Here is a 21,399-nt window from a genome sequence, read left to right as displayed (position 1 = left end):
GTTATAATGGCTGGCGTAATACAATTTTTAATGAACGTAGTTAATAATTTACATGATTTTCTTCAAAAGATATTTAATAAAATGGGAGTGGGACTTAATGATAAGCAACTTCACTTTATTATAATTGGATTACTTGGGATATGTATTTTTGCTATTACTCAACTTGCTTTCAAAAAGTTATCTAAGTATAGCATCACAGCTATATCATTTATATACACATTTACAGTACTAGTAGTAATAGTATTTGCCATAGAAATTGGTCAAAAGATAACTAAAAGAGGAAACATGGAGTTTGAGGATATAGTTGCAGGATTAATGGGGTTTTTGTACCTGTTTATTATCTATTTAATTATTAAAATAGGAAAATATTTATGGAATGAATTTTTCTCAAGAAAAAAGAGTAGAAAAACTAGGAAGTGAAGATATGAAAATAGGTGCCTTTTCTAAGAAAAATAATATTACTTTAGATTCTATAAGACATTATATTAACCTAGGATTGTTGGTACCAAATAAAAATGGAAAACAATATGATTTTGATGAAAGATGCCAACTAGACATAGAAGAGATAATGGGTTTAAAGGCGTTAGGTTTTAGTTTGAATGAAATCAAAACAATTTTCTTTTTTAAAAAATTAGCTAGCTTGGTTAAAAATGAAGAAAAGAAATATTATAAAGGTATATTTAAAAGAAAGTATAATGATATTTCAGCGGAGCTAGAAAGGCTTGCAGATATAAAAAATAAGCTTGAAGAAAAGCTAAAGACAATGGAGTTATCAGAAGATGTTGAGCAGAGAAAAATTGGAGTTGATATAAGTGTATTAAACTTACTTAGCTGCAGTCTTTGTAACGAAGGACTATCATTAACACAAGCAAGTATAACTGATAATAAGATAATAGATGGAACTTTAAGTTGCAAATGTGGTAAAAGATATATAATTAGTGAAGGTATTTTAATGGATGAAAATAAGCTTGCTAATAATGAGGATTTTTTTAAAGAAAGTTCAATAAAGGATTATATATTAGAAACAAGTGAAGAATATTTAGACAACTTATATAAAACAAATGAGTGGTTGCATAGAGAACTTGATTTTAATAGTTTTAATAACAAGGTAATTCTAGAATTGGGAACAGGTTGGGGATATTGTTTAAGGAGCATATATAGTGAACTTCCTGAGTCTAGCACCTATATAGCTGTAGACAGAAATATAAATTCCCATATCTTTTTAAAATCAATCTTAGAAAATTTGAATTATGAGAGAAATATTCTATTTGTTTGTAGTGATTTCTTAAATATGCCTATTAAAAATAAGTCTATAGATATAGTGATGGATATTTCAGGAACAAGTAATTTTGGTTTTGAGAATAAGAATTTTCTATTGGACTTAGTAGATAATAAAGTAAAAGAACATAGTGAGCTTATAGGAAGTTATATTTTATTTAAAAATTTTGTTGCTGATAGTTTTGTTGAGAAAAAGTTTAGAATTAATTTCATTCTTGAAGATGTTAAAAAGAACTTAAATAAATTAGGTTATAAGTTAGAAACGGAAAGGACTTCTGATTATGTAGAAGAAGGAGGGCCGTTTGAGAATTACTTTAAAAAAGGTGAAAAGGTATATACTTATAATTATTATGGTAAAAGGTAGGGTTGACCCCACCTTTTTTTTATTTTAGTAGAAAAATTTTTTAAAATACCTGTTGAAATGGTCTGAACACTACAGAGTAAGATTAATTTGACAGGGGGTTATTAAATGAAAAAAATAAGTTTAACAAACAAATTTATAATAAATAAAACTATTCATTGGTGCATAATAGGTATGATATTACCAATATCAACACTATTCATTATGGATAAGGGAATTTCATTATTACAAATAGGGTTACTTGTAGCTATACAATCAGCCACAGTTATAATCTTCGAAGTACCATCAGGAGCACTAGCAGATAATTATGGTAGAAAGAATGTTTATATTATTTCTATGATGATGATGTGTGTTGCAGCAATAACTTATATATTTTCTATGGGGTTGCTTCAAGTATCTATAGGGATTGTATTTATGGGTATAGCACAAGCACTTTCTTCAGGTACAATAGATGCATGGTTTGTGGATGAATTTAACAATGAGTTTCCTAAGGGTGACTTGCAAAGTGCCTTGGCTAAATCTAATGTATTCACATTAATATCCTTAGGAGGGAGTTCATTGCTCGCGGGGATACTTCCTATGAGCATTGGAACTATACTTCATGAAAAACTACACTTAAGCATTTATTCAATTAATTTTATAGTAGAAATACTGCTTATAATTATTCAGATTATATTAACAAAAAGATTAATAGTTGAAGAAATTCATGAAAATAAAAAAGCTAAAATACTAGAAAGCTTAAAATTATCACCCAAGACATTGAAAAATTCTCTTAAAATTGTAGTGAGAAATAAAGCTATTTTTTTTATGATGCTATCAACAGTAGTTTGGGGATTAGGTTTTTCAGCTCTAGAAGTTTATTGGCAGCCACAAGTAAAGAATATATTAGGAGAAGAAACTAAAATTGTAGTGTTTGGAGTTATAAATGCAGGATATTTTTTTGCTGGTGCTATTGGAAGTATAATTATTTCTCCTATTTGCAAATTGTTTAAAGGAAACTTACTAAAGGTATTGATTTTAATAAGGACCTTACTTGGGATTTCATTTATAATCCTAGCTTTTCAAAAAAATATAATAACATTTGTAATTGTATATCTATTACTTTATGCAATTAATGGAATGGCAGAATCACCATATTATACACTATTTAATAATCATGTAGAAAATGAGAATAGAGCAACTCTTTTATCATTAGAATCTCTATTTATGAAATCGGGCGGACTTATAGGTTCTTTAGGCATGGGATTTGTGGCAAAAGATTATTCTATATCAATAGGTTGGATAATAATTGGAGTAGTTGTAATTACATCAGCTAGTTTATTTTTTAAGATATTGATAATGGATAAAAAACAAAGTAGCTCTCCATAATATAATGTATAAATTATTAAGGAGGTTTCAATATGAATAATGTTCATTATCAAGTAAGTGGACTCGCAGGCTCTGAAAGTAAAACAAAATTAAATAATGCATTAGATAAAATAGAAGGAGTTCATAAAGTTGAAGTTGATCTAGCCAGGGGAACTGTTGAAGTAGAGTTTAATAATCCTGCAACAGGGGAAGAAATTAAAAGGTGTATTGAACACACTGGATATAAGTTAGATAGTAACTAAAAAGAGGCCATATACGGCCTCTTTTAATATAAACATTTTAAATGAAAAACTTAACTAATAATATTATGGATATTACACAAGTAGCAATTGATATATCTTTAAACTTACCAGTAGTTAATTTCAATATTACATAAGATATCATACCAAATGCAATACCATCAGCTATGCTATAGCTCATTGGAATTAAAAGCAATGCGATAAACGCAGGTATAGCTTCAGAAAAATCTGTTAAGTTAATTTCTTTAACAGGCTCTAACATAAATAATCCAACTAAGATTAATGCAGGAGCAGTTGCTTCTGTAGGTATCATTAAAAATAATGGTGAAAGGAATAATGCAAGTATAAACATTACAGATGTTGAAACCGCTGTTAATCCAGTTCTTCCTCCTTCGGATACACCAGAAGCACTTTCAACATAAGCGGATAATGCACTAGTTCCAAGACAAGCCCCAACAGTAGTTCCTATTGCATCAGCAAGTAAGGCTTCCTTTGCTCTTGGAACATTACCTTTTTCATCAAGGAGACCAGCCTTTGTTGATACGCCTACTAAAGTTCCTATAGTATCAAACATGTCCATAAACAATAAAGTGAAAAGAACTATAACCATGTCTGGGCTAAAAACATGAGTCCATTCAAATTTCATAAATGTTGGAGCTAATGAAGGTGGAGCACTAACAAGGATCCCAGGAAGGTGTGTTATTCCCAGTGGTATACCAACTATTGTAGTTAGAGCTATTCCAATTAATAAAGCACCTTTTACTTTTCTAGCTAATAAAATGGCAGTTATAATAATGCCTATAATTGCAAGTAGTACGCCAGGACTTTTTAAATCACCAAGTGAAACGATAGTACTACCATCTATATGAGTAATTATTTGAGAACCTGATAAACCTATCAGTGCGATAAATAAACCAATTCCTACTGAAATAGCTCTTTTAATATTTAATGGCAAGCTATTTATTATTGCTTCACGTATATTGAATACTGTTAATAGTATAAATATAATTCCCTCTAAGAAAACTGCTGTCATAGCAAATTGCCATGAATATCCCATACCTTTAACAACTGTAAAAGCTACAAATGCATTAAGTCCCATTGCAGGAGCTGCTGCAAAAGGAAGTTTTGCAAGTAACCCAATTAACAAAGTTGCTACTATCGCTGATATTGCAGTCGCTGTAAATACTGCACCTGAATCCATTCCTGCTGCGGAAAGAATTGAAGGATTAACTGCTAGTATATAAGCCATTGTCATAAATGTAGTAATTCCAGCTAATATTTCAGTCTTTACAGTAGTTTTGTTGTCCTTTAGTTTAAAAAATGATTCTAACATTGAATATATGTCTCCTTTTCACATAAGCAATTGTAAAAAAATCTATTGAAGTTTCTACAATACACTTTCTTTTGTTTTACGCCTAAAAAAAATCACTTGAATATATTATCAAATAAATTAGATATAAGCAATAGGAATTACGAATATTAATCTGAAAATAAATGGATTTATTCGGGAAAAATAAGGCAACTGTAGCAGTCTTAATTATAAGTTACTACAATTGCCTTTTATAAATATTATCTTGCTTTTAAAAATAATTCTGGATTCTTAAATATTATTTCTTCATAGTCGTCATGGATCTCAACCTGTAAAACATCATATAGTTTCTTTAATTGTTTTATTATTTGATCAAGAAACACATCATCTTTTACCAAGAGGTACATTTTACTTTTAAGTCCGTCACCAACTTCTCCACATAATATTCCTTCAAGGTTAAAAGCTCTTCTTGCAAATAATCCAGTTATATGAGACATTACCCCGGGATGATTGTTTACTAATAATTCAATTATTAAATATTTATTATTCATATATTTTCACCACCGATCATGTTGTTTAAACTTTCTCCAGGAGGAACCATTGGAAATATATTTTCTTCTGGGTTGATGTCAATATTTATTACATAAGGTTCATTTAAGCTCAAAACATATTCAAGTTTAGCTATTGGATTTTGTTCATAGTTTAAGTTACATGAGTTTAAACCAAATCCTTTGGCAACTAAGGCAAAGTTTGTTTTAGTTATAAACTTTGAAGCTATAAAATGTTTATCATAAAATAACTCTTGCTGTTGTTTAACTAATCCTAAATGATTGTTATTTAGAATTATTATTTTAATATTAAGATTAAGATCGCATAGGGTAGCAAGTTCCTGAATGTTCATTAAAATAGAACCATCACCAGAAAAACAAACAATTTGTTTATCAGGATTAGCTAAAGCTGCACCGATAGCAGCAGGAAGTCCAAATCCCATGGTACCTAATCCCCCAGAAGTTAGTAGTGTTCTAGGTTTGTTGAAAGGATATATCTGAGCTGTCCACATTTGATGTTGACCAACGTCAGTAGATATTATTGCATCCTCATCTAAAAATTTAGAAACCTGCTTAATTATATTTAATGGATGAAACAAATCTTCTTCTGCTGGAAGAACTAGGGGGTATGACTTTTTACAGTTAGCTACTTCTTTTAACCAATCTTCTCTTGGATTTAAATCTACTTTCTTTATAAGATATTTAATTATAATACTTATATCACCAATTATGGAAAGGTCAACTTTTTTGAGTTTATTTATTTCAGATTCATCTATATCTACATGAATAATTTTTGCATTAGGAGAAAATTCAGATATCTTACATACAGCCCTATCGTCAAATCGAACACCTAAAGCAATAATTAAATCTGCTTCATTCAATAGTAGATTAGTAAATCTAGCACCATGCATACCAAGCATACCTAAATATAGTTCATCATGATATGGAAAAGAACCTAAAGCCATTAAGGTGGTGGTAGCAGGAATAGAATTCTTCTTTGCTAATTTAAATAAGTCATGGGAGCATTCAGCATTTATAATACCTCCTCCTATATAAAGAATGGGTTTTTTAGAGGAGTTAATTAAATTTACTGCAGTATCAATATCTTGTGAGGATATATGCATTTTAGATGACTTTTGTTGTTTGATTTCTGGCCAAGAGTTAAATTCATATATTTGAGTTTGAATGTTTTTTGGAATATCAATTACCACAGGGCCAGGCCTGCCATCTTCAGCAATCCTGAAAGCCTCCGGGATAATATCAAATAATTCTTCGATTGAATGTATGAAAAAGTTATGCTTAGTAATTGGAATAGTTAGCCCATAGGTATCAACTTCTTGAAAAGCATCAGTTCCAACTGCATAATATGGAACTTGCCCAGTTATTGCAATTAGAGGTATAGAGTCAAGTTTTGCATCAGCTATAGCCGTTAATAAATTTGTAGCTCCAGGCCCAGATGTAGCAAAACATACAGCAGCTTTGCCAGTTGACCTTGCTATACCTTGAGCAATAAAAGCAGCCCCTTGCTCATGCCTAGCCAATATGTGGCTAATATTGCTCTTGTATAATGCATCATAAAGCGGGAGATTAGCACCTCCTGGAATACCGGCGATAGTATCAATGCCAAGTAGTTCTAAAAGTTTAATAGTAATTTCAGCCCCAGATAAATTCATTAATAAACACTCCTTTAAATAATATAAATTTCTATAAAATAAAAAACCTTCGTCCTATATATAAGGACGAAGGTTGAATCTCCGCGGTACCACCTATTTTTGTATAAAAATAATACACTCTTAAATATAGTACGGGCACATATAGTTGAAACTTATAATACCGATACTACTTCTCCTTTAACGTTGAGACTACGTTTAATTCTACTCTTTACATTTCGATTAACGACTCCGAGGCTACCTTCTATAGTTCCTTCATGGGAAATTTACACCAAGCTTTCCCTCTCTTTAAATCCAGAGAATATATACTCCTCCTCATCAAAGTCTTTGATATTAAATTGGTTATTGTTAGTATTGTATAACTATGCAAAAACAATGTCAAGAATATTTTGAAAATTTAAAATTGATAAATCTCAATAGGTAAATTATCGGGATCACTAAAGAATGTAAACTTTTTGCCTGTAAATTCATCAATTCTTACAGGTTCAGTTTCTACATTATTTGCATTGAGGTATTTTACTGAAGCATCAATGTCCTCAACTTCAAAAGATAGGTGCCTAAGACCACAAGCCTCGGGATAACTTGGCCTCTCAGGTGGATTTGGGAATGAAAAAAGTTCGATTTGACTTTCACCAATAGACAAATCAAGTTTATATGAGTTCCGTTCTTTTCTATAAACTTCACGAATAATATTTAGGCCTAGTATATTAACATAGAAATTTTTTGATATATCATAGTTTGAACAAATAATTGCAACATGATGTATTTTACGTAGATTTAAGGTATTCCTCATTTTATATACTCCTTTATTATATGAATAGTATTTATTTTAACATTAATATATGAATTAGTAGAAATACTTTTATTGAATTCATTAATCATTATGTTAAAATATCTATAGTACAGTTTCGAAAATGGAGGAAGACAAATGACTAAAGGTAGAGTTTTTAAAGGACTGATTTTGGGAGCAGTTACATTATCCCTAATAGGAAGTTTAGTTTCTTGTGGTAAAAAGACAACAGAACCTATTTCAAAAAGCGAAATATTACTAGATACACCTTGTAAAGTAACAATATATGATAATGTGTCAAGTGATGTTTTAGATAAGGCGTTTGACAAATTAAGAGAAGTAGATAAAAAAATGAATGCAGCCAATGAGGATAGTGAGATTTCTGCGGTAAATAATCAAGCAGGAAAAGGATATGTAAAAGTATCTGATAATACCTTCTATGTTATAAAAGAAGGAATAAAATATGGAGATTTAACTAATGAGAAGTTTGATATTAGTGTAGGTCCATTAGTTAAACTTTGGCATGTAAATCAAAGAAAAGAAAATGATACTGAACCACTTCCAACGCAAGAACAAATAAATCAAGCAAAGTCTCTTGTTAATTATAAAAATGTTCTTTTAAAAGAAGATACAAAAGAAGTTATGTTAAAAGAACCAGGAATGTCCTTAGATTTAGGCGGAATAGCGAAAGGTTATGCTGGTGATGCAGTAGCTGAGGTTCTAAAAAGTAATGGAGTAAGTCATGCGATTATAGATTTAGGTGGAAACATTTTAACTGTAGGCTCTAAGACTGATGGATCAGACTGGAAAATTGGAGTACAAAATCCTAATAATGAAAGAGGAGATTATTTAGGAACAATAGAGGTAACTGATAAGGCAGTAGTTACTTCTGGTATATATGAAAGATACTTCATTAAAGATGGCAAGAAGTATCATCATATTTTAGATACTTCAACTGGATATCCTGTTGATAATGAACTAGCAAGTGTTTCAATTATTACCGATAAGTCAATAGATGGAGATGCTCTAGCAAAAGCATTTTGTTTCGGTGTAGATAATGGATTGAAATTTATTGAAAGTCAAAAAGGTATTGAGGCAATTTTTGTCACAAAAGATAATAAGGTGTATGTTACTTCAGGTTTAAAAAATAATTTTAAAATAACAGATAATAATTTTAAATTGATGAATTAATTGTAAGCTTCATTAATATTATGTATAAATATGAATAAATTACATCTAAGATACTACTAGATTTTTAGAGAAAAATATGTGATACTTGAATCGAAACAGTGGATAAAGAAATTTTTATTAATTTAATAAAAAATTAGAGTATATTGTCTATTAATTTAACAAATAATAGGAAAAAGAAAGCTATTATTTACTTTTTTCAATAGAATATCATTAAAAACTGCTGTGGAAATAATAAAATTTGTTAAAAAAACGAAATTTAATTAATAAAATATAAAAAAAATTTGTATTTCCATTATTTTTAAAAAATTTCATTGACTACGGTAGTTTAGTGAGATAATATTTAAGCGTAAGCGATAACATATTGGAGGTATGAGGTATGAATAAAAAATTAATAGCATCAATTTCTGCAATAGCAGTAGTTGCAACTTTGTTTGCAGGATGTGCAAAGAAAGATGATTCTACTACTAAAACCACAAAGGAAATAAAGGTAGGACTTTCAACAGATGAAGGTGGATTAAATGATAAGTCATTTAACCAATCAGCAGATGCTGGTATCAAAAAAGCTGTTAATGACCTTAAAGTAGGTTATAAAGCAGTAGAATCAAAAACTAAAGATGACTATGAATCAAATCTAGATGCATTAGTTGCAGATGGATCAGATTTAGTTTTTGGAATAGGATTCCAAATGGAAACTGCTCTAGGAAATGTAGCAGATAAGTACTCAGATAAAAAGTTTGCAATTGTTGATACAGTTGTAAATAAACCAAACGTAGTTTCTTATACATTTAAGGAACAAGAAGGATCTTTCTTAATGGGAGTTATAGCAGGAAAGACTACAAAAACTAACAAGGTAGGATTTATAGGTGGAAAAGATGAAGCACTTATAAATAAATTCGAAGCAGGATTTGTAGCTGGTGTTGAATCAGTAAACCCAACTGCAGCTGCAGATTTACTAAATAGAAAGAACGTTGCATATGTTAACAGTTTTGCTGATGCTGCATTAGGAAAACAAGCGGCTCAAAATCTTATTAACTCAGGTTGCGATGTAATTTACCATGCTGCTGGTGGTGTTGGAGTTGGAATGTTCCAAGCAATTCAAGAAGCAAACAAAGCAGGTAACAAAGTTTGGGGTATCGGAGTAGATATGGACCAAGCACAAACACTTCCACAATATGCTGACATTATACTTTCTTCAATGATTAAGAGAGTTGATACTGCAACATATGAAGCTACAAAGAGTGTTGTAGATGATAAATTCCAAGGTGGAAAAAATGTAGTATTAGGAATTAAAGAAGGAGCTATCGGAATAGCAGAAACTTCAAGCAAGAACACTCCTAAAGACGTTCTTGATTTAGTTCAAAAATATCAAGATGCTATAAAAGATGGAAAAATAACAGCTCCATCAACTATAGATGAGTTAAAGGCATTTAAGCCAGTAGATGTAAAATAGTTTTTAAGACAGAGTAAAAATTTCAATTATATAAGAGCTAGATGAAAAAATTTATCTAGCTCTTATAAAGTTATTAGGAAGTTATTAAAAAGTTTGTTTAAGAATGGGAGAGATAAAAAGTGACAAAAGTGGTAGAAATGAAAAACATAACCAAAGTATTCCCAGGCACTATTGCAAATGACGATGTTAATTTTGATTTGGAAAAGGGAGAAACACATGTTTTATTAGGAGAAAATGGGGCAGGCAAAACCACTTTAATGAATATCCTTTATGGGTTATACCAACAGGAAAAAGGGGAAATATACATAAATGGAAAGCTTGCCCAAATTAATAATCCAAATGATGCAATAAAACTAGGTATTGGTATGGTACATCAGCATTTTATGCTTGTGCACAATTTTACTGTAGCAGAAAACATTATTTTAGGTAATGAGCCTAAAAAAGGCATGAAAATTGATATGAAAAAAGCCATTGATGACGTAGTAGAGGTTTCTAAGAAATATGGGTTTAAAATAGATCCAAACGCAATTATTGAAGATATAACAGTAGGACAACAACAAAAAGTTGAAATTCTTAAAGCCTTGTATAGAGGAGCAGAAATACTTATATTAGATGAGCCAACAGCAGTACTAACTCCCCAAGAAATTGAAGAGTTAGGTGTTATTATAGATAATTTAAAAGCACAAGGAAAGTCAGTAATACTTATTACTCATAAGCTAAAAGAAGTAATGAAAATGAGTGATAGAGTAACAATTATAAGAAGAGGTAAAGTTACTGGTATAGTTAAGACAAAGGAAACTAATATAGATCAATTAGCTGAATTGATGGTAGGTAGAAAAGTTAATCTAGTTATTAATAAATCAAAAGCTAAAATAGGAAATGAAGTTTTAAGTATATCTAATTTAAATGTAAATGATCATAGAAATTTACCAGCAGTTAAAGATCTTAGCCTATCTGTAAAGGCTGGAGAAGTTCTAGGTATTGCTGGTGTTGATGGAAATGGACAATCAGAACTTGTAGAAGCAATTACTGGACTTAGGAAAGCAGTTTCAGGAGCTATTAAAATAGATGGTAAAGATATATTTAATAAATCTCCAAGAGCTGTAATGGAAGCAGGAGTTGGACATGTACCTGAAGACAGACACAAGAGAGGGTTAATATTAAAATATTCTCTTTTTGAAAATGCAGTTCTAGGATTCCATAACAAGAAGCCATATTCAAAGGGTATCGTTATGGATTATAAGGAAATAAGAAAACACACTAAAGATTTAATTGAACAATTTGATGTAAGAACTCCGAATGATGAAGTCATGGCATCTGCATTATCAGGAGGAAATCAACAAAAGTTAATAGTTGCAAGAGAAATATCAAAGGAGCCAGCATTACAAATAGTATGTCAACCTACTAGAGGTTTGGATGTTGGAGCTATTGAATACATTCATAAGAGAATAATTGATGAAAGAGATAAAGGAAAAGCTGTTTTATTAGTATCATTAGAACTAGATGAAATTATGGCTCTTTCAGATAGAATTGCAGTAATGTATGATGGGCAAGTTGTGGATATTCTTGATAGAGCAGAAGCAACTGAACAAAAATTAGGAATATTGATGGCAGGCGGAAGTTTAAAGGACGAAAAGAAAGAGGTGAAAGACCTTGAGTAAAAATAATAAAGAAAATAAAATTTATGAAATAATAAAACCTACACTTTTCCCGATTTTTGCAATTATAATATCTATATTTGTTGCTACATTTTTCGTAGTTTGGGCAAAAGGTTATTCAATTTTACAATATCCAAGGGCATTAGGAGACTTATTTAGTACTGTCTGGAAAGGTAGTTTTGGTACTCAGATGAACACACTAAACACTGTGTTTTATTTAACACCATTATTATTTACTGGAGTTGCAAATGCATTAGCTTTTAAGACTGGTTTATTTAATGTCGGCGTTGAAGGCCAATTTGTAGTAGGTATGTTAGCAGCTGGTGTTACTGGTTCTATACATGGATTGCCAGGAGTAGTCCATCTTCCACTAGTAATATTAGTAGGTATATTAGCAGGAGCACTTTGGGGAGGGATACCTGGATACCTAAAAGCAAGGTTCGGTACAAATGAAGTTATTAACACAATTATGATGAATTATATAGCACTTTACGTATCCAACTTTGTAATCTTAAGAACTCCTTTAGGAGCAGCAGGAAAATCTGCTACACCTATTATTGAAGACAGTGCAAAGTTAGCTAGATTTATACCTAAATATCAAGCTAACTACGGAGTTGTTATAGGTATTGTGGTAGCAGTATTTATTGCATGGTTATTATGGAAAACAACTATAGGTTATGAACTAAGAGCAGTAGGTACAAATCCTTCTGGTGCAGAATATGGTGGAATAAGTATAGCAAAGAACGTAATTCTAGCGATGGTTATTTCAGGAGCTGTAGCAGGACTAGGAGGAGCTGTGCATTTGGCAGGTGGAAAGTACTATATGGATGACTTAAGTACTTTACCTGGATATGGATTTACAGGAATGGCAGTAGCATTGTTAGCAAAGAGTAATCCTGTTGGCTGTATCTTTGCAGCAGTTTTATTCGGAGCTTTAGATAGTAGTTCAAAAACTCTTCAACTTAACGGAATTCCTAAGGAGATAGTTTACTTAATTCAAGCAATTATAATTATATTTGTAGCAACAGATTATATAGTAAAATACTTCTCAGAAAAGAAGAAGAAGGAGGCAATGATAAATGGGTAGCATTAATATTATAGTAGAACTTTTAGCCTCCACTTTAGCTTTAGCAGCACCACTAATTTTTGCTGGACTTGGAGGAGTTTTTTCTGAAAAGTCTGGAGTAGTAAATATCGGACTTGAAGGTATGATGATTATAGGTGCATTTTTTGGTGTATATGGTTCTCATATAACTGGAAGTGCGTTAGTTGGGTTAGCTTTTGCAGTAATAGCTGGTGGATTGATTGCATTAGTGCATGCTTTCCTTAGTATATCACTTAGAGCTGAACAAGTAATCTCTGGTACAGCAATAAACTTATTTTCACAAGCTTTGGCAGCTTTCCTAATATTTAAATTATTCGGAAAAGGGGGCCAAACTGATGGTGTTAATGGTCTAGATTATACTGTTCCTGAAATCATAAGAAATATACCAGTTGTAGGAAGATTTGTTTCTGGATTAAACTGGTTTGTATTCTTTGCAATAATAGCAGTTGTAGTTACACATTTTATTATGTATAAGACTCCATGGGGATTAAGAATTAGATCCGTTGGAGAACATCCACAAGCAGCTGATACTCTTGGAATAAATGTATATAAAACAAGATATATATGTGTAGTAATTTCCGGTATGTTAGCAGGATTAGGTGGAGCTGCATTATCACTAGGAATGACTCCATTATATAGAGATGGAATGGTAGCTGGTAGAGGATTTATAGCGCTAGCTGCATTAATCTTTGGTAACTGGAAGCCAGTAGGTACTATGTGGGCATGTTTGTTATTCAGTTTCGCAAATGCACTACAATTAAAATCACAAGCATTTGGATTCAATTTACCAACAGAAGTATATGCAATATTCCCATATATAATAACTATGGTAGCACTTGCAGGTTTTGTTGGAAAGACACAAGCACCAGCAGCAGATGGAATACCTTATGAAAAAGGTAAGCGATAGGAATATAAAATAACAAGTAATCAGAAATTTTGAGATGAAAACAGAGGCTTGCCTCTGTTTTTCTTTTTATATAGCCTATAAGATGTAATATGATTTTTGCATTATATGTGATAAATTCATTGAATTTTCATATTAGAAGATTAAAATTATAATGGGTGATGATATGAAAGCAAATATTTTAGTAATCGAAGATGATTTAGATATACAAGAATTGATTTCAGAATTTTTAAAGGCAGAAAATTATGAAGTAGATACAGCTAGTGACGGAGTTGAAGGTATAAATAAGTTTAAAAATGGGGAGTATGATTTGATTATTTTAGACCTTATGCTTCCCAATTTAGATGGGTTTTCTACCTGCAAAATGATTAGAAACAAATCTAATGTTCCGATAATTATTTTAACAGCACTAAATGATGAGAAAGACCAATTAAAGGCTTTTGATTTTAATGTTGATGACTATATTACAAAGCCATTCTCCTTCAACATTTTAATAAAAAGAGTCGAGGCTGTGCTAAGGAGAATAAAGAAGGAAGAAGAAAATATAATTGAGTATGGAAATTTAAAACTTGATTATGAAACATATAAAATATATGAGAATGGAGAAGAGTTAGAATTTACAACTAAGGAATTTGAGATATTGCACTTGTTAATGAGCAATGTTCATAAGGTTCTTACTAGAGAAATGCTTTTAGATAGAATATGGGGATACGATTTTTATGGAGAAAATAGAATTGTTGATGCGCATATTAAAAATATTAGAAAGAAACTTAAGTTGCCATACATACAGACAGTAAAAGGGATAGGATATAGATTGGAGCTTAAAGATGAAGAGAAATAGTATTAAATTTAAAATTTTTATTTCTACAGCTGGAATTCTTATAGTTTGTACAATGATAATTCTAACAACATTATATCTTGCGCTACCAAAGTACTATTATAATTATAAAATGAAGAATATTGAAAAAGGTATAAAAACATTAAGTGGGCAATTAAGTAAGACAAATATAAAATCTCAGGATAATCAGGAGTCACAAACACTGCTACATAATTTTATGAAAAACTATAATGTATCTTTAGTATTACTAGATTATAGCAATAATTTAGTTTTTTTGCCAAACTCCTTTAGTAGATTTTCGGGAAATGAATGGCTTAAAGGTATGTCTCAAGATAAGAAGTCAGATGGCCCCCCCTTAGATGAAGCTAGTAATGCATCAGGTAAAATAATAAATAAAAAAAATAACTCGGAAGTCTATGCTTATACCCAAAAGGTATATTTTAAAGATGATCCTAGTAGTTACTATTTAATGATAGAGGCTCCACTTCAACCAATTGATGAAGCTGCTAAGGTTATTTTATATTTAATGCCGTACATGTTTTTATTTATAGTCATTATAGCCTTAGGGACTGCACTGGTTTATTCAAGAAAGATAACGGACCCACTATTAACATTAAATGATGTAGCTCGAAGAATATCAAAATTAGATTTTAGTATTAAATCTGAAATATCTAGCAAGGATGAAATGGGTGAGTTATCAAGTAGTTTGAATACTTTGGCTAGTAATCTTCAAAAGAATATGGATGATTTGAAGGATGCGAATATGAAGCTTAAGGATGACATAAAGAAGCAAAAAATACGAGAGAAAGAAAGACAAGAATTTGTTGCAACTATATCCCATGAATTAAAATCACCTATAACATCTGTTAGTGGGCAGATAGAAGGTATGCTCTATAGTATAGGAGCATATAAAGACAGAGATAAATATTTGAAAAAATCTCTCTCTATAATGAAAGATATGGAGAAATTAGTATATGAGCTTTTGGATATATATAAGCTTGAAAGCAATGATAAGTTAGAAAATAAGAGCATAATAAATCTCTCAGAAATAGTAGATGATATAATGGAGGATATGTTCTTTTTCATCGAAGAAAAAAAGGTTAGATTAAATATAGATATAGACGAAGAGTTTACAATTGAAGGAGATTATAACAGGCTAAATAAGGCACTTTCAAATATAATAATTAATGCAATAAAATATTCTAAAGAAGAAGAAAATATAATAATTAAATTAAGTAAGTCAGATAATTCAAGAGCTTATTTGGATGTTATAAATACTGGAGCATCAATAGATGAGGAACATTTGGATAAGTTATTTGAACCGTTTTATAGGGTAGAGAAATCTAGAAATAGAAAAACTGGTGGCAGTGGTTTAGGCCTTTACATTGTAAAGAAAATATTAGAATTACATCAGTTTGGTTATAAGATTGAAAATATTGATAATGGAGTTAAGTTTACAATTGAATTTTAAATAAATAGGAGGAATTAAGGTGGTAAATAAAATGAAAGTAAATTATCAACATGAGGAAGAGGAGAACAATGAGCAATTCCTAAGAAACTTTGAATATAAAGGAGAAGAAGTATTCTCCTGTGACATTTGCGAAACTGAAATATCAGAAGAAGAATATGAACGTAATGACGGCCTATGTGATGAGTGTAACGCTGATATATAAGAGACTTACTAAATACTAAGTTTATTTATTGTAAATCAAGAATAGATTTTCTTCTTAAAAAGACTAAAAGAGTGAATTGTAATTCACTCTTTTAATTTGAATATTTTTTAAAATTCTATTGAAATATAGTCAATATTTTAAACTGAAAAACGAATTTAATCTATAAATAAATGTATTTATAATAATTAATATTTAAAAATGAAAGCTTATCCTAAATATTTGAATATTTTCAGAGTTTTCACCTAGTTATAGGCTAACAAGTGAAAATAACTCTTCTATGCTATAAATGATAAGGTTTTAAGTTACTTTTAAACTTGATAATAATTTTGAATAGTAAATTAAATGATGATAATATCTATTGAGTTAAGAGAATTATTTATATTGGGAGAGTGCTTCAATGTCAAGTTTAAAAAGTTATCTGATTGGTAAACCACTTAAATCATCTCAAATTCATCACGAAAAATTTTCAGTAATCAATGGATTACCTGTATTATCGTCAGATGCAATTTCATCGGTAGCCTATGCGTGTGAAGAAATACTATGGGTCCTTGTGCCTATCATGGGAATAGGATCTTTCAAATATTTAGGAATGGTATCATTAGCGATTATAGCATTATTATGTATACTAGTTTTTTCATATAGACAAACTATAGAGAGCTATCCAAATGGAGGAGGTTCATACATAGTTTCTAGGGAGAACTTAGGAGTAATACCTAGCCTAGTGGCGGGTGCTTCACTTACAGTAGATTATGTGCTAACAGTTGCGGTAAGTACAACTGCCGGAGTTGCAGCAATCACATCAGCAATTCCAGGGCTTTTAGATTTTAAGATTGAACTTGCTGTGTGCATTATAATACTCATGGCAATAGGAAACTTAAGAGGAATTAGAGATTCGGCTAGATTCTTTAGTGTACCTACATATTTATTTTTATTTACAGCAATTTTAATGATTGTAGTGGGTTTGTATAAATATTTTATATTAGGAATTGAACCTGCACAAACTGTAGTTCTTTCTAATCAAATTGGAGATTTAACAATACTTTTATTTTTAAAAGCATTTTCAGCTGGGTGTACAGCATTAACAGGATTAGAAGCGGTAAGTGATGGAGTACCTAACTTTAAGGCTCCAGCAACAAAGCATGCTAAACAAGTTTTATACCTATTATTTGGAATAGTAGTTATATTATTTGGAGGAATGTCTTTACTTGCAAGTGTATATCATGCAGCACCAAGTTTAGATAAAACAGTTATATCACAAATAGCTGAACAAGTTTTTGGTCAAAATACATTTTTATTTTTCCTTATGCAAATAGCAACTACATTAATACTTACTATGGCAGCAAATACAGCATTTTCTGATTTCCCATTGTTATTATCTTTTATAGCAAGAGATGGATATGCTCCTAGACAATTTGCTCAGAGAGGTTCAAGATTAAGCTTTTCTAATGGTATAATATTACTTTCTATCGCAGCATCAATACTTGTAGTAATATTCAGAGGAGAAAATCACTATTTATTACCGTTATATGCAGTGGGAGTTTTTGTATCATTTACATTATCACAGTCAGGCATGGTAATGAAGTGGATAAGAAGTAAACAAGCAGGCTGGAGACATAAGGCATTTATAAATGGTTTTGGTGCATTAATAACTTTAGGTACTGCAATAATAATATCAGTGAATAAGTTCATACACGGAGCTTGGGTAGTATTTATTTTAGTTCCAGTTGGCGTAATTATAATGAAGAGAATAAATAGACATTACAAGAAAGTTGCTGAACAATTAAGTTTAGACAATAATTACTTTCCAGAGTTTAATAAAAATGAAGCTAGAAGATTTATAGTGCCAGTAGCATCACTAAATGAAGCAGTAATTAAAACAATAAGTTATGCTAAATGCTTATCAAAGGATATTACAGCATTCCATATTTCCATAGATGATGAAGTTACTGAAAAGTTAAAAGCAAAATGGGAAAAGTATGATATGGGAATACCACTAGTAATTAAGAAGTCCGAATATAGAGATGTAGTTGAGCCACTAGTAAACTTTATTAACTCAGACGAGTTTTGTACACGTGAAGATGATATAGTTACTGTTGTTGTTCCACAATTTACTTCTGAAAAATGGTGGGGAAATATTCTTCATAATCAAACAGCAATATTCTTAAAGAGATCATTACTAAAGAATAAGAATATAGCAACAATAACTGTTCCATTTATAATTAAAGATTATAAGAAAAGATAGAGTACTAATATAAAAAAACTGATAGTTGAAGTTAGCAACTATCAGTTTTCGTTTATAATTTATTAATTAAAAAACAACTTCCTTTAATTTTCTTCACATTTTTCTTTACTGAGGCCACATACACGCCTACATCTTCAGGATTATTTAAAGCACCTATTCTTCCATATAACCCGGCAATTGATAGGGAAGCTAAAGAGAAACGTTCATGATTACCTTTTCTATCAAGAGATTCAATATATCCATCTGACTTATGTTCATCACTAAAGAAATCAAGTATTTCCGTATCAAATCTTTCTATTATTCTCTTACATAGTGAAGTACAGTCTTCATAGGGTTGCTGTACAATGCACACAAAGTCATCGCCCCCAATATGACCAACAAATGGACCTTGAGGAGATAACTTATATGCTTCATCTTCAATTAAGCGTGCAGTAAATTTTATTATTTTATCGCCATTTTCAAAACCGTAAGTATCATTATATACTTTGAAATTATCTAAATCAAAATAAAGCATGCAGCAACATGAGTTAGATAAGATAAAGTCAGAAATAACTTTTTCAATTACCCCATTACCTGGGAGAGCGGTGAGAGGGTTGAGTTGCCGGGCATAATTGTATTCTATTTTTGTAGTGAAATTAAGTAGAGATTGAATAGTAACAACACCATAATACCTTGAATTCTTAGTTACAATAATGTAATCATATATTGTATCATTTTTTCTAGTCATAGCGATTCTAGATACTTCTCCAACAGGCGTAAAATAATCAACTATTAAGGGATTAGTATCCATAACCAAGGAAACAGGTCTTTTTGAAAATACAGCAACTCCAAATTGGGTGGCCAAAAATGAATCTAATGAATTTTTCATAACAAGACCAAGGGGAATAGAATCTTTTACAATTGCAGCACCAGTAATTTCATTTGAATCTAAGTATGATTTTAAATCTTTACAAAGAGTATTCGGAGAAAAAGGTTTATCTATTCTTACAATTTCTCCAATGTAGTTGTTAGGTATTCCACTAAAAGTTGAAGTTTTCATTCTGTTTGATTCACTAATGTAGTTTTTTATTTTTAAATCAATATCCATTATTTCAGGGGAAGGAAGTCCTAGAAAAAAACCTTGGCCAGCATAAACGCCTAGAGAAATTAAAGTTTGTAATTCTTCTTGAGTTTCAATACCTTCTGCGATAAGTTTCATATTAGTAATTTGTGCTAACTTCACAAAGCATTCTATTAAGGACTGTTTAAACAGATCTTCATTTATATTTCTTACTAAATCCATATCTATTTTTACGTAATGAGGTCTAGTTTCAGAAAGCATCTTTAAACCTGAATAACCTGACCCCATATCATCTATTGCAATCTTATAACCTTGATCAAGATAGTTAAATAAAGCTTTTTTAAAAATCTTATAATCCTCTATACAAGTCTTTTCAGTTATTTCAAAGATTATATTTTCTGTTGAGATATTTTCTCCATTAAGAATTTCTTTTGTTAGTCCTTTTTTAAAACTTTCATCCTTAAATATATTAGGATCAACATTTATAAATAATAGTTTATCCTTAGAAAGAGACTTAGAATTTCTAAGAGCCTTAGTTCTACATAAAAGTTCAAGTTCTAAACTTTTATTTAATTTATGAGCAGTATCAAATAGCTTTTCAGGATTCCGCAAAACAGAATCTTCAGGGCCTCTAGTTAAGGCTTCATAGCCAAGTACTTCACCATTTATAAGGGATACAATTGGTTGATAATGAGTTATTATAGAATCCTTATCTAGAATTGAGTTAAATTCTTTAGAAATATCAGAAGTAATTAAGTTTGTGGAATTATTTATCATTTGAGACGCCTCTTTCTTTATAACAATTAATTAAGCAAAACCAATATAGCATAGTAGTGTTAACATAAGAAAAGCGTAGTGTTAAATTAATGTTAATGAGGTTGAAGAAAGTGAGATTTGTGTAAAAAATTGAAAGAAGAAGTCGTTTTATGGTATAATTGCATCGGTATTTAAACTAAGGGGGATAACAATATGAAAAAATATTTTAGAGTTTTTGCAGCATCTGTTGCAGTAGTAATGTCAATGGCTTTAATAGCAGGATGTAGTAAAAAACCAGCAGTTACACCAGACCAATATTTAACTTTTTTCTTGGACTTAGCAGTAAAAAACCAAATAGGTGATGCTAAGAAATTAGGCATACCAGATTCTGAAGTTAAGAAATTAACTGATGAAATTGATAAGCAATATGAAAGTATTGCAGCAAGTGATTCAAGTGGTTTAGACAAGGAAAGTTCTAATAAGCTAATAGAATCAGCAAAGAAGGGAATAGCTAAAGTAAAATATAATATTAAAACTGTTGAATCTGATAATAAGAGTGCCAAGGTTGAAATGACAGTTTATCCTGTTGTAATAGATGAAGCTGATTTAACTCCAGAGAAGTTAATAACTCAGGATGAAATAAAACAGTTAGCTAAAGAATATACAGATGAGGCAACTTTAGAGAAAAAAGCACAGGATTTAGCTTTAGATAAGGTATGCAAATATTTTGAAAATCCTAAAATATCAGATGAAGCTAAAACAATTACAGTTGAGCTAAAAGTTGAAAAGGGTGAATGGAAGGAAGTAAATGAAGGAGAACTTGGAAGCTTCATAGAAAATAGTTTGTACATAACGAAATAAATATAAAGCCATGGAAGTGAAGATGTAAAATGTACCCTATAGAATAGACAATTTAAAAAAGCCTATTCTATGGGGTACTTTTATGTATAATAGAATAA

At 30.5% G+C, this 21,399-nt stretch carries 19 protein-coding genes and 1 other annotated feature; of the genes, 14 read left to right on the top strand and 5 right to left on the bottom strand.

Annotation, left to right across the window (positions count from 1 at the left end; translation table 11 throughout):
• The first annotated feature begins 6 nt into the window (after window positions 1–6).
• From L1S47_RS12840 to L1S47_RS12825, 4 genes are all read left to right on the top strand, one after another.
• Window positions 7–420, top strand: coding sequence for a hypothetical protein (locus L1S47_RS12840; RefSeq protein WP_238883933.1), 414 nt, complete (start codon window positions 7–9; stop codon window positions 418–420).
• Window positions 377–1,642 carry a MerR family transcriptional regulator gene (locus tag L1S47_RS12835; RefSeq protein ID WP_238883932.1) on the top strand — a complete coding sequence of 422 codons (1,266 nt, stop codon included), beginning with the start codon at window positions 377–379 and terminating at the stop codon, window positions 1,640–1,642. The genes L1S47_RS12840 and L1S47_RS12835 overlap by 44 nt, the downstream gene beginning before the upstream one ends.
• A gap of 105 nt (window positions 1,643–1,747) precedes the next feature.
• Window positions 1,748–3,007 (top strand): MFS transporter, encoded by a 1,260-nt coding sequence (locus L1S47_RS12830; RefSeq protein WP_238883931.1) that lies wholly within the window; start codon window positions 1,748–1,750, stop codon window positions 3,005–3,007.
• A 32-nt stretch (window positions 3,008–3,039) separates the two neighbouring features.
• Window positions 3,040–3,249 (top strand): heavy-metal-associated domain-containing protein, encoded by a 210-nt coding sequence (locus tag L1S47_RS12825; protein ID WP_238883930.1) that lies wholly within the window; start codon window positions 3,040–3,042, stop codon window positions 3,247–3,249.
• A gap of 37 nt (window positions 3,250–3,286) precedes the next feature.
• Here the strand turns inward: L1S47_RS12825 and L1S47_RS12820 are convergent, their stop codons facing one another.
• The 4 genes from L1S47_RS12820 to L1S47_RS12805 form a co-directional block, all read right to left on the bottom strand.
• Window positions 3,287–4,579, bottom strand: coding sequence for an NCS2 family permease (locus tag L1S47_RS12820; protein ID WP_238883929.1), 1,293 nt, complete (start codon window positions 4,577–4,579; stop codon window positions 3,287–3,289).
• A 236-nt stretch (window positions 4,580–4,815) separates the two neighbouring features.
• The gene (gene ilvN, locus L1S47_RS12815; RefSeq protein WP_238883928.1) at window positions 4,816–5,106 is read right to left on the bottom strand and encodes an acetolactate synthase small subunit; all 291 of its coding nucleotides are present in this window, start codon (window positions 5,104–5,106) and stop codon (window positions 4,816–4,818) included.
• On the bottom strand, window positions 5,103–6,776 hold the full coding sequence (gene ilvB / locus L1S47_RS12810) for a biosynthetic-type acetolactate synthase large subunit (RefSeq protein ID WP_238883927.1): 1,674 nt from the start codon (window positions 6,774–6,776) through the stop codon (window positions 5,103–5,105). The genes ilvN and ilvB overlap by 4 nt, the downstream gene beginning before the upstream one ends.
• Before the next feature lie 59 nt (window positions 6,777–6,835).
• Window positions 6,836–7,104 (bottom strand) — a binding site (T-box leader).
• A 66-nt stretch (window positions 7,105–7,170) separates the two neighbouring features.
• Window positions 7,171–7,566 (bottom strand): VOC family protein, encoded by a 396-nt coding sequence (locus L1S47_RS12805; RefSeq protein ID WP_238883926.1) that lies wholly within the window; start codon window positions 7,564–7,566, stop codon window positions 7,171–7,173.
• A gap of 135 nt (window positions 7,567–7,701) precedes the next feature.
• Here L1S47_RS12805 and L1S47_RS12800 point away from each other — a divergent pair, with 135 nt between their 5' ends.
• From L1S47_RS12800 to L1S47_RS12760, 9 genes are all read left to right on the top strand, one after another.
• Complete coding sequence (locus L1S47_RS12800) at window positions 7,702–8,754, top strand: FAD:protein FMN transferase (protein WP_238883925.1); 1,053 nt, start codon at window positions 7,702–7,704, stop codon at window positions 8,752–8,754.
• Window positions 8,755–9,130: 376 nt separating this feature from the next.
• Window positions 9,131–10,204: a BMP family protein gene (locus tag L1S47_RS12795; protein ID WP_202766682.1), complete on the top strand. Its 1,074-nt coding sequence runs from the start codon at window positions 9,131–9,133 to the stop codon at window positions 10,202–10,204.
• A gap of 119 nt (window positions 10,205–10,323) precedes the next feature.
• Window positions 10,324–11,865 (top strand): ABC transporter ATP-binding protein, encoded by a 1,542-nt coding sequence (locus tag L1S47_RS12790; protein WP_238883924.1) that lies wholly within the window; start codon window positions 10,324–10,326, stop codon window positions 11,863–11,865.
• Window positions 11,858–12,949 carry an ABC transporter permease gene (locus tag L1S47_RS12785; RefSeq protein WP_238883923.1) on the top strand — a complete coding sequence of 364 codons (1,092 nt, stop codon included), beginning with the start codon at window positions 11,858–11,860 and terminating at the stop codon, window positions 12,947–12,949. The genes L1S47_RS12790 and L1S47_RS12785 overlap by 8 nt, the downstream gene beginning before the upstream one ends.
• Window positions 12,942–13,874, top strand: coding sequence for an ABC transporter permease (locus L1S47_RS12780; RefSeq protein WP_238883922.1), 933 nt, complete (start codon window positions 12,942–12,944; stop codon window positions 13,872–13,874). The genes L1S47_RS12785 and L1S47_RS12780 overlap by 8 nt, the downstream gene beginning before the upstream one ends.
• Window positions 13,875–14,037: 163 nt before the next feature.
• Window positions 14,038–14,712, top strand: coding sequence for a response regulator transcription factor (locus L1S47_RS12775; protein ID WP_238883921.1), 675 nt, complete (start codon window positions 14,038–14,040; stop codon window positions 14,710–14,712).
• Entirely contained in the window at window positions 14,699–16,180 is a 1,482-nt protein-coding gene (locus tag L1S47_RS12770; RefSeq protein WP_238883920.1) for a cell wall metabolism sensor histidine kinase WalK, read from the top strand. Before L1S47_RS12775 ends, L1S47_RS12770 begins: the two co-directional genes overlap by 14 nt.
• A gap of 31 nt (window positions 16,181–16,211) precedes the next feature.
• Entirely contained in the window at window positions 16,212–16,382 is a 171-nt protein-coding gene (locus tag L1S47_RS12765) for a hypothetical protein (protein WP_238883919.1), read from the top strand.
• 397 nt (window positions 16,383–16,779) lie between these two features.
• Window positions 16,780–18,624, top strand: a complete 1,845-nt coding sequence (locus tag L1S47_RS12760; protein ID WP_202766689.1) for an APC family permease — start codon at window positions 16,780–16,782, stop codon at window positions 18,622–18,624.
• A gap of 52 nt (window positions 18,625–18,676) precedes the next feature.
• Here the strand turns inward: L1S47_RS12760 and L1S47_RS12755 are convergent, their stop codons facing one another.
• On the bottom strand, window positions 18,677–20,461 hold the full coding sequence (locus L1S47_RS12755) for a GGDEF domain-containing protein (RefSeq protein WP_238883918.1): 1,785 nt from the start codon (window positions 20,459–20,461) through the stop codon (window positions 18,677–18,679).
• A 192-nt stretch (window positions 20,462–20,653) separates the two neighbouring features.
• On the opposite strand from L1S47_RS12755, the gene L1S47_RS12750 reads away from it, so the two are divergent.
• The gene (locus L1S47_RS12750; RefSeq protein ID WP_238883917.1) at window positions 20,654–21,301 is read left to right on the top strand and encodes a DUF5105 domain-containing protein; all 648 of its coding nucleotides are present in this window, start codon (window positions 20,654–20,656) and stop codon (window positions 21,299–21,301) included.
• The last annotated feature ends 98 nt before the right edge of the window (window positions 21,302–21,399 follow it).

The organism is Clostridium sp. YIM B02551 (assembly GCF_022324735.1).
In the GTDB taxonomy this organism is placed as follows: domain Bacteria; phylum Bacillota; class Clostridia; order Clostridiales; family Clostridiaceae; genus Clostridium_T; species Clostridium_T paridis.
Note: the sequence above shows the minus strand (reverse complement) of the source record. Positions and strands in the feature narration are given on the sequence as shown.